The sequence below is a fragment of the Pantoea sp. C8B4 genome (assembly GCF_051336905.1).
In the GTDB taxonomy this organism is placed as follows: domain Bacteria; phylum Pseudomonadota; class Gammaproteobacteria; order Enterobacterales; family Enterobacteriaceae; genus Pantoea; species Pantoea rwandensis_B.
The window spans coordinates 330,888-343,612 of sequence record NZ_JBGMNK010000004.1 but is presented as its reverse complement, the minus strand read 5'-3'; the positions used below and the strand labels follow the sequence as shown (position 1 = coordinate 343,612).

At 55.2% G+C, this 12,725-nt stretch carries 11 protein-coding genes and 1 tRNA gene; 5 read left to right on the top strand and 7 right to left on the bottom strand.

Annotation, left to right across the window (positions count from 1 at the left end):
* Positions 1 to 112 precede the first annotated feature (112 nt).
* Both ACCW76_RS07905 and ACCW76_RS07900 read left to right on the top strand, forming a co-directional pair.
* Positions 113 to 188: transfer RNA gene (locus ACCW76_RS07905), tRNA-Ala, on the top strand.
* A gap of 117 nt (positions 189 to 305) precedes the next feature.
* Entirely contained in the window at positions 306 to 593 is a 288-nt protein-coding gene (locus tag ACCW76_RS07900) for a hypothetical protein (RefSeq protein WP_436338220.1), read from the top strand.
* Between the two features lie 153 nt (positions 594 to 746).
* Here the strand turns inward: ACCW76_RS07900 and ACCW76_RS07895 are convergent, their stop codons facing one another.
* The 5 genes from ACCW76_RS07895 to ACCW76_RS07875 all read right to left on the bottom strand — a co-directional run bounded on the left by ACCW76_RS07895 (position 747) and on the right by ACCW76_RS07875 (position 6,397).
* Positions 747 to 2,363 carry a rhodanese homology domain-containing protein gene (locus ACCW76_RS07895; protein ID WP_436338219.1) on the bottom strand — a complete coding sequence of 539 codons (1,617 nt, stop codon included), beginning with the start codon at positions 2,361 to 2,363 and terminating at the stop codon, positions 747 to 749.
* Positions 2,356 to 2,946 (bottom strand): cysteine dioxygenase, encoded by a 591-nt coding sequence (locus tag ACCW76_RS07890; protein ID WP_436338218.1) that lies wholly within the window; start codon positions 2,944 to 2,946, stop codon positions 2,356 to 2,358. The genes ACCW76_RS07895 and ACCW76_RS07890 overlap by 8 nt, the downstream gene beginning before the upstream one ends.
* Positions 2,943 to 3,926 carry an ABC transporter substrate-binding protein gene (locus ACCW76_RS07885; RefSeq protein ID WP_436338217.1) on the bottom strand — a complete coding sequence of 328 codons (984 nt, stop codon included), beginning with the start codon at positions 3,924 to 3,926 and terminating at the stop codon, positions 2,943 to 2,945. The genes ACCW76_RS07890 and ACCW76_RS07885 overlap by 4 nt, the downstream gene beginning before the upstream one ends.
* Positions 3,926 to 5,014, bottom strand: a complete 1,089-nt coding sequence (locus tag ACCW76_RS07880) for an LLM class flavin-dependent oxidoreductase (RefSeq protein ID WP_436338216.1) — start codon at positions 5,012 to 5,014, stop codon at positions 3,926 to 3,928. The genes ACCW76_RS07885 and ACCW76_RS07880 overlap by 1 nt, the downstream gene beginning before the upstream one ends.
* Positions 5,015 to 5,206: 192 nt before the next feature.
* Positions 5,207 to 6,397, bottom strand: a complete 1,191-nt coding sequence (locus ACCW76_RS07875) for a NupC/NupG family nucleoside CNT transporter (protein ID WP_034825912.1) — start codon at positions 6,395 to 6,397, stop codon at positions 5,207 to 5,209.
* Between the two features lie 369 nt (positions 6,398 to 6,766).
* Here ACCW76_RS07875 and ACCW76_RS07870 point away from each other — a divergent pair, with 369 nt between their 5' ends.
* The gene (locus ACCW76_RS07870; RefSeq protein ID WP_034825925.1) at positions 6,767 to 8,008 is read left to right on the top strand and encodes an Nramp family divalent metal transporter; all 1,242 of its coding nucleotides are present in this window, start codon (positions 6,767 to 6,769) and stop codon (positions 8,006 to 8,008) included.
* A gap of 60 nt (positions 8,009 to 8,068) precedes the next feature.
* Here the strand turns inward: ACCW76_RS07870 and ACCW76_RS07865 are convergent, their stop codons facing one another.
* Entirely contained in the window at positions 8,069 to 8,416 is a 348-nt protein-coding gene (locus ACCW76_RS07865) for a DUF2502 domain-containing protein (protein WP_045816613.1), read from the bottom strand.
* A 159-nt stretch (positions 8,417 to 8,575) separates the two neighbouring features.
* A complete protein-coding gene (gene mgrA / locus ACCW76_RS07860; protein WP_436338214.1) occupies positions 8,576 to 9,568 on the bottom strand; it encodes an L-glyceraldehyde 3-phosphate reductase in 993 nt (330 codons plus the stop codon).
* A 213-nt stretch (positions 9,569 to 9,781) separates the two neighbouring features.
* On the opposite strand from mgrA, the gene ACCW76_RS07855 reads away from it, so the two are divergent.
* On the top strand, positions 9,782 to 11,437 hold the full coding sequence (locus tag ACCW76_RS07855) for an alpha-keto acid decarboxylase family protein (protein ID WP_436338213.1): 1,656 nt from the start codon (positions 9,782 to 9,784) through the stop codon (positions 11,435 to 11,437).
* Positions 11,438 to 11,738: 301 nt separating this feature from the next.
* A complete protein-coding gene (gene glk / locus ACCW76_RS07850; RefSeq protein ID WP_436338212.1) occupies positions 11,739 to 12,704 on the top strand; it encodes a glucokinase in 966 nt (321 codons plus the stop codon).
* Positions 12,705 to 12,725 lie beyond the last annotated feature (21 nt).

Sequence of the window (12,725 nt, the reverse complement as noted above, 5' to 3'; positions counted from 1 at the left end):
GGTATAGCTCAGCTGGGAGAGCGCTTGCATGGCATGCAAGAGGTCAGCGGTTCGATCCCGCTTATCTCCACCAAATCGTTTTAACGATGCACTGAAAAAGATTTCCAGATGTGGGGGTATAGCTCAGCTGGGAGAGCGCTTGCATGGCATGCAAGAGGTCAGCGGTTCGATCCCGCTTATCTCCACCAAATCTCTGTTCGTCCTGAACAATTGCAACACAATCCAACATTACTGAATTCATAATTGCTCATTTCATATGCAGAATGGCGTCATTATTGGTGCGACGACACTACCAGCGTTCTGAAATGCGCCCATCTTTTGATATCAAGTCTCTCGACGAATTGCGCCATAAAACGCGCGAGCTTCTTCCTGCGCGCTGCGATGATCTCACCCATTCAGCATTCCAGCTTCTTCTCAGGGGACGCAATGAATGGCACCGCAGCAGTTTCTCACGCGCTGCGATGATCTTATCCGTTCAGCATTTCGGCTTCTTCTCAGGGGACGCAATGAATCGCACCGCAGTAGCTAGCTTCTCACGCACTGCGATGATTTTATCCGTTCAGCATTCAGCACTGCATCAGAGTGCGCAATGAATCGCACCGCAGCAGCTTCTCACGCGCTGCGATCATCTTATCCGTTCAGCATTCAGCACTTCATCAGAGCGCGCCACAAATCGCGCCGCCAGAGCTTAGTGTGCACTGAAATTATGCACAATCTTGTCGCGGCGCAATTTATGGCGCTAAGAATTAAGCGGTTGCGGCTTGTTCTTGAGCAGGCAACACACGGAAGCCGTGCGTGCCATCACGATCCAACTGTGCCACCAGGCCGTATTCCCAATCCAGGTACGCCTGCATCACGGCAGGTGCGATATCGGTGCCTTCATACGGACGGCGGTAGCGATCAATCGCCGGTGAAAGCAACTGCTGGTCGCCTTGCTCGGTCGGCAGTTGCGCTGCGCGCCAGGCCGCATTGCCGCCTTCCAGCACAAACACCGGCTTGCCGGTGAGTTCCGCCACCTGGTCAACCGCATATCCGGCCAGCAAACTGCTGCCGCAGGTCAGCACATAACGTCGTGCCGCTGGCAGTATGGCTTTACCTTCTTTTTGCAGCGTTGAGCGCAGCAGCCAGCCCGCACCCGGAATATGGCTGTTAAGGTGATTGGCGTGCGTGGTGAAGTCCAATACCTGGGTCTGACCTTCTTCCAGCCACTCCGCCAGCTGCTGTGGCGAAACAAACTCGGGCTGCGCAACAGCAGGAACCTGCGCTTTCCAGGCACCGGTGGCACTGAAATCACTGGCCTGCAGCTCTTCCAGCACCGACACTTGCCAGCCCAACTGCGCCAGCCAGGAAGCGGTCATATTGGCGCGTACGCCGTCGTCATCAATCAGTACAATACGTCCACCGCGCACGCTGGCGTAATGATCGGTTTCCTGCACCAGCTGTCCGCCTGGTACATGACGACTGCCGGGCAGATGACCCGCTGCATACTCTTCAGCGTCACGCACATCAAACAGGTAAGTGGTGCGTGTTTCCTGCTGCCAGCGCTTAAGTGTTGCCAAAGGAATGCGCTCCACGCCTGCGCGATCCGCGATGCTACGCGCGTTCGTCGCAGCCTGGCGCTGTGCCGTTTCACTGGCTTCACCGTATCGGCGCGACTGAGTATGCTCCAGCGCGTGGCCTGCCAGCGTCCAGCCAATAGTGCCGTTACGCAGCGCAAAGACCGGATTGCGAATGCCCGCATTCACCAGCGACTGAGTACCAATAATGCTGCGCGTGCGGCCCGCACAGTTCACAATCACCGTGGTTTCCGGTGATGGCGCGATATCGCGTACGCGCAACACCAGTTCACCGCCTGGTACGCTGGTGGCGCCTGGAATGCTCATGGTCTGATATTCATCAAAGCGACGCGCATCCAGCACCACCACGTTGGCATCACTGTTGATTAAGCTGTGCACTTCATTGGCTGACAGGGAAGGGGTATGATTGTGATGCTCAACCAGTTCACCAAAGGCCTTACTCGGCGAATTCACATCAATAAACAGCTCACCGCCCGCAGCCTGCCAACCGGCTAAATCTTCTTTTAACAGCGCTATATTTCTGTAACCCAGTGCTGCAATTCGTTCCGCAGCCGTCTGTGCCAGCCCTTCGCCGTTATCATATAGCGTGATGGCTGTCTCCAATTGCGGAATGCGATCCAGTAGTTCCAGCTCCAGTTTGGAAAGCGGGATATTCACCGCAAACAGCGGATGGCCGGTGGCAAACAGCGCTTCGTCGCGCACATCAACAATCGCCACTTCCTGCTGCTGACGAAGAGCCTCAAGAATGTCCGCCGCCTGGCGGAAAGGGAATACGGGTTTACTCATGTGATAGATCCCAAATGTTCGGTAAGTAACGGTTGCTGTAACCGGAGATAAATTGTTTTTCACTGCCGTCTTCGCGATACACCGCGCGTTTGACCGCGCCGATATTGGCGCCATAAACGTGGATGCTGATCGAGACGCGATCGTCATAGGCATTGCTGACGCGATGGATATCGCCCACGGTGGGAGAGACGGCTTCGACACTACCGGGATCAAGACGTACCGGCGCACCTTCCGGTTGCAGGCCATTCGGCCCCGGCTGCCAGGATTGCGAAATCTCCCCACCGCGCAGCATGCCAATCAATCCCCAGACGCGATGATCGTGAATCGGCGTTTGCTGGCCTGGCCCCCAGACGAAGCTCACAACTGAAAATCGCTGTCGGGCATCGGCATACAGCAGATATTGTTGATAGTGTTCGGGATGCGGATGGGTATAAGCCTCGTCCAGCCAGTCGTCATGTTGGATCAGCTCGCCCAGCCAGGCACTGCCCTGTTGCAAAACAGTGGCTTCATCGGGATTCTGGTCGAGCAAGGTGGCAAGGTTACCGACAAAGTCGCGTAAACGATGATGCTGATAGGCACTCATGACTTATCTCCCGGCGCGCTTTTAGCGACCTGATTGGCCTGAGCCGACAAACTAAAATCAAAGGCTTTACTGACATCGATCGCTTTCGGCAGCACCTGATAGCGATGGAAGAAGGCAGCCGATTTTTGCAGGGTGGGGATTAGGCTGGCATCAAACACCAGCGGTCGAATGCGCGCATCGGCTATCCAGCTGCTGGTAATGTTGGTGGGCATATTGAGTGTTTTACCCAGCACGCTGGCGAACTCCTGCGGATGTTGCTGCGCCCAGATTTGTGCCTTAGCCAGGCGCGCCAGCAGATCGGCAATGGCTTTACGTTTACCTGCATCATTGATCGCTTCATCACGCGCCAGCGCATACGAATAACCCGACATAATGCCTTTGCCACCGCCGTCAGCGACGCGCACCGTGCCATCCACAGCGGTGGAAGTGGCGATGTAAGGTTCCCACGGCGCCCACGCGGATACGGCGCCGGAGGTCAAGGCGGCTCGGCCATCAACAGGTCCAAGGAAGCGCAGCGTGACATCGTCTGGTTTTAATCCCGCACGCTCTAGCAAGCCAAGCAGCAGATAGTGGCCCCAGCCGCCACGATTCACCGCGATCTGCTTGCCTTTCAAATCCTGCAAACGGTGAATCCCGGCATCAGGACGCGTCAGCAGCGCGATACTGTCAGGATTGTTTTGCCATGCGCCCACTGCTTTCACCGGCGCGCCAGCCGCAAACACAAACAGGAACGGCAGGTCACCGGTAAAGCCGACATCCAGTGCACCGGCATTTAATGCTTCCTGCACTGGTGCACCCGAATCAAAGGCAGTGAGTTTCAGATCGTAGGGCAGATTATTGAGTTCACCTGACGCCTTTAACGCGGCAAAACGATCCCCCTTAACATCGCCCAGTCGCAGCGTGACTTTATCAGCGGCGAGCAGTGGATTGAGCGTGGAGAGCGCTATCGCAACACCGGTAAACAGTGCAGCCAGGCGCATCAGGCGCTCCTTTTGTCAGCGGTTTTTAGCGCAGCCACTTTTTCGCGCGTCAGTGGGATCAGTTCCTGGCCGTATTCCACCGCATCATTCAGCGGATCGAAGCCGCGAATCAGCACGCTGTGAATGCCAAGGCGATAGTAATCCAGCAGCGCGTCGGAAACCTGATCGGCAGTACCCACCAGTGCAGTGGAGTTGTAGCCGCCTTGCACCAGTTTAGCCACGCCTGTCCACAGTACTTTGTCCAGGCGATCGCCTTCATTGGCGGCAGCCAGCAGGCGCTGAGCACCGACGCTTTGCGGCTTGGGTTTGCCAAACGCAAATCCGGTCTCTTGTAACTGTTTTTCTGCCAGCTCACGGATATGCTCGGCGCGCTCCCAGGCTTCTTTTTCGGTTTTACCGATGATGGGGCGGAACGAGATATTGAAATCAATTTCGCGCCCGTGCTGAGCCGCAGCGGCTCGTACGTTGCGCACCGTCTCTTCCGCCCCTTTCAGCGGTTCGCCCCACAAGGCAAACACATCGGCATGGCGTGCAGCCACATCAATCGCTTCCTGAGACGATCCGCCAAAGTACACCGGCAGTTTTTTCTGCACGGGCTTGATGGCTGAAAACGCCTGTTCAGCCTGGTAAAAGTTTCCCTTATGATCATAAGGCTGGCTGGATTCCAGGCTCTGCCTGAGCACGGTGAGGAACTCGTCGCTGCGTGCATAGCGTTCGGCTTTATTCAGGAAATCGCCATCGCGACGCTGCTCGACATCGCTACCGCCGCTGATGATATGCACCGCCAGACGACCATCGGTCAGTTGATCCAACGTTGCCAGCTTGCGCGCGGCCAGGGTCGGTGCGACAAAGCCCGGACGGTGTGCCAGCAGGAATTTCAGTGAGGAAGTGTGTGCCGCCGCGTGGGCGGTGACCAAAAAACCATCCGGTTGATCGGACCAATAACCCACCAGAATACGGTCAAAGCCCGCTTCTTCATGGGCGCGGGCAAAACGTGCGATGTAATCTTTATCAAACAGCGGGCCGCTGGCGGGGATGATCTCGGAAGCCAGTCGGTGGCCAATCATGCCAAGAAATTGAATGCTCATACGATTCTCCAGATGTGACGTTATGGAGAAAAGCTACGGGCGCAGGCAACCGTGAAGGAAATTCAATATTGTGCAAAGGTTTTGCGTTTAGCGGGGAAGTGGCGATTGGCGGGGATAAGCGGGAATCGAAGTGAGATAGAACAGAAAGGCATAATTAAGAAGAGAAGGGCGAGCCGCAGCTCGCCCTGAACATCAGAAGGCCAGAACCAGACCGGCGATAGCGGCGGAAAGCACGCTCACCAGGGTTGAACCGTACAGCAATTTCAGGCCGAAGCGTGAAACCACGTTACCTTGTTCTTCGTTCAAGCCCTTAATCGCACCTGCTACAATCCCGATAGAAGAGAAGTTAGCGAAGGACACGAGGAACACGGACAGAATGCCTTCCGCATGCGGTGACAGCTGACCGGCGATTTTCTGCAGATCCATCATCGCCACGAATTCGTTAGAAACCAGCTTGGTCGCCATGATACTGCCCACCTGCAGCGCTTCGCTGGACGGCACGCCCATCACCCACGCGAACGGGTAGAACACATAACCCAGCACACCCTGGAAGCTGATGCCGAAGATCAGGTCAAACAGCGCGTTCAGGCCAGAAATCAGGGCGATAAAACCAATCAGCATGGCGGCAACGATGATCGCCACTTTGAAACCGGCGAGGATGTATTCACCCAGCATTTCGAAGAAGCTCTGACCCTTGTGCAGATCCTGCAACTGCAGATCTTCTTCGCTATCGACGCGGTAAGGGTTAATCAGTGACAACACGATAAAGGTGCTGAACATGTTCAATACCAGCGCAGCCACCACGTACTTCGGTTGCAGCATGGTCATGTAGGCACCGACGATGGACATGGAGACGGTCGACATCGCCGTAGCCGCCATGGTGTACATGCGACGCTGTGACATTTTGCCGAGGATATCTTTATACGCGATGAAGTTTTCTGACTGTCCCAAAATCAGAGAGCTTACGGCGTTGAAGGATTCCAGTTTGCCCATACCGTTCACTTTTGACAGCACGGTACCGATGCCGCGGATCACCCAAGGCAGGATACGGAAATGCTGCAAAATACCGATCAGCGCCGAGATAAACACGATCGGGCACAGAACATTAAGGAAGAAGAACGCCAGGCCTTTGTCGTTCATGTTGCCAAACACGAAGTTGGTACCTTCGGCGGCATACTTGAGCAGATGATCAAACAGACCTGCAAACCCTTTGACGAAGCCGAGGCCCGCTTCAGAGTTGAGGAAGAACCACGCCAGCAAAACTTCGATCACCAGAAGCTGAACGATGTAGCGAATGCGGATGCTTTTACGATCGTGACTGACCAGCAAGGCCAGTACGGCTACCACCACTAATGCCAAAAGAAAGTGCAAAATATGGGACATGTCGGCTCCAAATTTGAGGAGGGTTGTATTTTGTTGCGTATTCTATGTAACGCGTTACTTAAAAACGAGATCAAAACCACATTATAAGTATTCGGTATCGACAAATTTCTAAGAATAGTCTCACCGCTCACAACCTCTTCACAAAGTCTTCACAAGAAATATCCACAAAAACATTGTCTATAAAATAACCCGAGAGTAGAGTGATTCCTGTTGCAAACATTTTGGCAAGAACTGGCTTTACCGCAAGGTATAGCAATGGCTATACTTCATAGCACCATCTATTAATACGATAACTATAATCAAATTTCACTTGCCTTGAGCGCCCGCTAAGCTGCACGGGTCAACAAGCGTTAGGACAGGGTCCACACTATGTCAGAAAGTCGCACCGCTGAGCGCGCTGCTCGCGGAGCCAGAAAAATCAAGCTCGCGCTGCTGGGCCCCGCCTTCATCGCGGCGATTGGTTATATCGATCCCGGTAACTTTGCCACCAACATTCAGGCAGGTGCGGCCTACGGCTACAAACTGCTGTGGGTGGTGGTCTGGGCCAATGTGATGGCGATGCTGATTCAGTTGATGTCGGCCAAACTCGGTATAGCCACCGGTAAAAATCTTGCAGAACATATCCGCGATCGTTTTCCGCGCCCGGCGGTGTGGTTCTACTGGGTGCAGGCGGAAATCATCGCCATGGCCACTGACCTTGCTGAATTTATCGGTGCGGCACTCGGCTTTAAATTATTACTGGGGATTTCGCTACTGCAAGGTGCAGTGCTCACGGGTGTCGCCACCTACCTGATTTTGATGCTGCAAAGCCGGGGGCAGAAGCCGCTGGAATTGGTGATTGGCGGCCTGCTGTTGTTTGTCGCCGCTGCCTATATTGTTGAGCTGTTTTTCTCGCAGCCGAAAGTGAGTGAACTGGTCACCGGTATGGCGCTGCCTTCGCTGCCAACCTCTGACGCTGTGTTCCTCGCTGCCGGTGTGCTGGGTGCCACCATCATGCCGCACGTGATCTACCTGCACTCGGCACTGACGCAACACGGCAATATTGGCAGCAAAGCGGATCGCTACTCATCAACCAAACTGGATGTGGCGATTGCCATGACCATTGCCGGCTTTGTGAATCTGGCGATGATGGCGACTGCGGCGGCGGCTTTTCACTTCAGCGGCCATACCAGCATCGTTGATCTCGATCAGGCGTATTTGACGCTGCAACCTTTATTGGGCCGTGCAGCAGCCATTGTATTTGGATTAAGTCTGGTGGCGGCAGGCTTGTCTTCTACCGTGGTGGGAACGCTGGCGGGGCAAGTCGTGATGCAGGGCTTTATTCGCTTCCATATTCCGCTGTGGCTGCGTCGCACTATCACTATGCTGCCTTCCTTTATCGTAATCTGGGCCGGATGGGATCCGACGCGCATTCTGGTGATGAGCCAGGTGCTGTTGAGTTTCGGTATCGCACTGGCATTGATCCCGCTGTTGGCCTTTACCGGCAACCGCGAGTTGATGGGCGATGAGATGGTCAATTCGCGCCTGATGCAGAACGCCGGACGCCTGATAGTGGTGCTGGTAGTGGCATTGAATCTCTATCTGTTGGTGGGCGAGGCGCTCGGCTGGTAACTTTTCGGCTGGTCATCAGGAAGAAAAGAAAATCCCGGCTATCAGGCCGGGATTTTTGTATTAATGGTGGTGGTGATCATGCCTGTCATCATGACGATGGTCATGGCGCCAGTGCTCACGGCGTTCCCGCTCATGCCAGCGGCGTTCACGCTCACGTTCGTAAGCCTCATGGCGACGCCACTCTTCATGACGCCACCAGCGGTGATCGTTGTAGCGATAACGGTCATTCCACCAACGCGGCTCGCGCCAGCGGCCGCCATCCCAATAGTAACCTCGACGATCGCGATCGCCGAGATGCAGCGTGACACCCGGAGCCAGCGTCAGGGTAGCACTGTTGGCTTCTGCTGTGTGCATTGCCAGGGGTGAAAGTGTTGCCAGCAAGGCGGCAAACAAAATTGCACGTTTCATAACTTCTCCTTTTCAGTGGCTTATCACTGCCACCGTTGCGCTAGTGTGCCACATCGGTCCAGTGTTGCCTTGAGAGTGAGTCTGAAAACGTTGCGGGAAATCTGAATTGAGAATTTTCTGCTGCGGAAAATACCCGGCATGAGCCGGGTAGGTAAGCGTTTACACTAATATGTTATGAATCGCTTCGATCTCTTCAGTTGTCAGCATGGGCTGGCTTAGCATCTCAACCGCATCATCAATTTGCGCAGTTTTACTCGCACCAATCAGCACCGAAGTCACACGCGCATCACGTAGCACCCAGCTCAGCGCCATTTGTGCCAGCTTCTGCCCACGCTGTTGCGCGATGGCCTGCAGCTTACGCACTTTTTCCATCTTCTCTTGCGTCAACTGGCTCTCATTGAGGAATTGACTGCCGCTGGCGGCACGCGAATCCTCCGGGATGCCTTGCAGATAGCGATCGGTCAACACGCCGCCGGCCAGCGGAGAGAAGGCGATGCAGCCGACGCCATTATCACCTAGCACATCCAGTAATCCTTGCTCTTCCGGTGCACGTTCGAACATGGAATATTTCGGCTGATGAATCAGGCAAGGGGTGCCCAGATCGCGCAGAATGGCAATCGCTTCGGCTGCTTTATCTGCCGGGTAATTGGAAATGGCGGCATACAGCGCTTTACCCTGGCGCACCACCTGATCCAGCGCACGCATGGTCTCTTCCAGCGGCGTCTCCGGGTCAGGGCGATGGTGGTAGAAGATATCGACATACTCCAGCCCCATGCGCTTCAGGCTCTGATCCAGACTGGAAATCAGATACTTGCGTGAGCCCCAGTCGCCGTAAGGGCCGTCCCACATGGTGTAACCGGCTTTGGTGGAGATCACCAACTCATCGCGCAGTCCGGCAAAATCCTCACGCAAAATGCGTCCAAAATTGGATTCGGCGGAACCCGGCGGTGGGCCGTAGTTATTGGCCAGGTCGAAGTGCGTGATGCCACGGTCAAAGGCGTGGCGCAGGAGTTCGCGGCTGTTGTCGACACGGGTGCTGTCGCCAAAGTTATGCCATAAACCCAGCGAAATAGCCGGTAATTTCAGGCCGGTACGGCCACTGCGACGATATTGCATCTGTTGATAACGTTCGGGGTGAGGAAATACAGACATGCAGCGTTCCTGTCTCAAGAAGGGAGAAAGTGACATCAGCATAGCAGTGTATGCGTTTACACTAAGCCGAAACGCGCCGAAGATCGCAACTTACAGAATTTTCTGTCGTCGTAACGATTGCTTGCCACAAATCACCATGCGCTGATGGTGAAAATCTCGCCAATTCAGCCACATCGCTGATACTTCGATCATCCCCTTAAGAAGGAGCTGTCGATGAAAACCCTCAACGTTGGCGACTATTTACTGCACCGTTTACAGCAAGCTGGCATCCGTCATCTGTTCGGTGTGCCGGGTGATTACAATCTGCAATTTCTCGACAGTGTTATCGCCCACCCCGAGATTGCCTGGGTCGGCTGCGCCAATGAACTCAATGCCGCATACGCGGCGGATGGCTACGGTCGTTGCAACGGTGCTGCTGCATTGCTCACCACTTTTGGTGTGGGTGAACTGAGTGCGATCAATGGGATTGCGGGCAGCTATGCCGAATATGTCCCGGTTATTCATATTGTTGGCGCGCCAGCCAGTCGTGCGCAACAGCAAGGTGACTGTGTACATCATTCACTGGGTGATGGGGACTTCCATCATTTCCTGCGCATGGCACAAGAGGTCAGTACCGCCAGCGCGGTGCTGACTGCGGAGAATGCGGCTGAAGAAATTGACCGCGTGATAGCGGAAGCGCTTGACCAGCACCGGCCCGGCTATCTGCTGCTGGCGGTGGATGTCGCGGCGACGGAGATTACGGTGCCTGATGCCCAGCCCGTTGCGCCTGTCCATCAGGACACCGCAGTTGCGACAGCTTTTGCTGTTGCCGCTGAACGCTTACTGGCTCCTGCACAGCGCGTGGCGTTACTGGCCGATTTCCTCGCTTCACGTTGGCAATTGCAATCGCAGCTATTTTCACTCCGCCAACTGCGCGCCATTCCCGCCGCCACATTACTGATGGGCAAAGGCGTGCTTGATGAACAACAGGCAGGTTATGTTGGCACTTATGCGGCTGAGGGCAGCAGCGATCAGGTGCGCCGTGCTATCGAGGAGACGGACGTGACGTTGTGCGTGGGCGTGCGTTTCACCGATACCTTGACCGCCGGTTTCACCCAGCAATTACCTGCAGAGCGCGTTATCGACCTGCAACCGTTTCACGCCATGGTGGGGGGCGAACGCTTTGCGCCGCTTAGCATGGCGCAAGCCCTCGCCGCATTACTGCCCGTTTATCAACGCCACTGCACACATTGGGCGCTGGCTGACACCGCATCTTGCGAAGAAATTGAGCAAAACGATGATGCGGTAATCAGTCAGCGCGCATTCTGGCAGGCGATGCAGCGCTTCCTGCAGCCGGATGATATTATCCTGGCCGATCAGGGCACGGCCGCCTTCGGTGCGGCCGCGCTGCGTTTGCCGCCGGGCGCGCAATTGCTGGTGCAACCGCTATGGGGATCGATTGGCTATACTCTACCGGCGACCTTTGGTGCACAAACGGCACAACCTGGCCGGCGCGTCATTTTGATTATCGGTGACGGTTCAGCGCAGCTGACAATCCAGGAACTGGGTTCCATGCAGCGTGATGGGCAACAGCCAATTATTTTCCTGATCAATAATGAGGGTTACACGGTTGAGCGGGCGATCCATGGCGCTGAACAGCGCTATAACGACATCGCGCAGTGGAACTGGACTGCGTTGCCACATGCGATGAGCGTCCAGTGTGCCGCACAAAGCTGGCGAGTGAGCGAAACGGTGCAGTTAACGGCGGTGATGGAGCAATTGATGCGTCATCGTCGCCTGACGCTGGTGGAAGTGGTGATGGAGAAACAAGATCTGCCGCCGTTGTTGCGTAAAGTCACGGCGGCTCTGCACCAGCGCAACGGCGGCTAGCCGCTATCCGGCTTACGCTTTGTGACTTTAGACCAGGCGGGGCCTGAAATCCTTACGTACTCCCGGTACGCTCCGGTTTCTCCGCACCGTCCGTTTCCCGTGAGGCTACGACGATAACGCCTGGCGCGATAAGCCCGCAGTTTCGGAAAGTTGCCTCTATACAGTGAAGCCGCTGATTGTCAGGCTGTGGCACGCACCAGAAGTGTTTACGCCCATCGTGCTGGTGGGCGTTATTGTTTTATTGGCAGGCTCTTATATAGTGTCCTGCAATTGTTTATGACCCAAGCGGAGCAGCAGAAGAATGACAAAATACGCCCTGGTCGGCGATGTGGGCGGTACCAACGCCCGTCTCGCCCTGTGTGAGGTGGAAACCGGTGCCATCTCCCAGGCCAAAACATTCTCAACATCAGACTACGACAATCTCGAAGCGGTGATTCGTGCTTATCTCGATGAGCAAAAGCTGGACATTAAGCATGCCTGTATCGCGATTGCTTGTCCTATCACCGGTGATTGGGTGGAGATGACCAATCACGATTGGGCATTCTCAACGCGTGAGATGAAAGAACATTTGGCATTCGACAGCCTGGAAATCATTAATGATTTCACCGCCGTGTCGATGGCAATCCCGATGCTGACCGACAATGAAGTGATTCAATTTGGTGGCAAAGCGCCGGTCGAAGGCAAACCGATTGCCATTTATGGCGCCGGCACCGGATTGGGCGTCAGCCATTTGGTGCACGTTGATAAACGCTGGATCAGCTTGCCGGGAGAGGGTGGGCACGTTGACTTCGCCCCGAACAGCGAAGAAGAGGGCGAGATTCTTGAAGTGCTGCGCGCGGAGCTGGGTCATGTGTCGGCAGAGCGCGTGCTGTCAGGCTCCGGTCTGGTGAATCTCTATCGCGCCATCGTCAAATCTGACAGCCGTGAGCCCGAAAACCTCAAGCCGAAAGATGTCACCGAGCGTGCATTGAAAGATAGCTGCATCGATTGTCGTCGCGCGCTGTCACTGTTTTGCGTGATCATGGGTCGTTTCGGCGGCAACCTGGCGCTCAATCTTGGTACCTTTGGTGGCGTGTACATCGCAGGGGGAATTGTGCCGCGCTTCCTCGACTTCTTCAAAGCTTCCGGCTTCCGTGCCGCGTTTGAAGATAAAGGCCGCTTCCGTGATTATCTGGTCGATATCCCGGTGTTTATGATCACGCACGATCAGCCAGGCCTGCTGGGCGCGGGCGCACATCTGCGCCAAACACTGGGTCGCGTGCTGTAATCTGTTCAGGCGAGCAGCGTC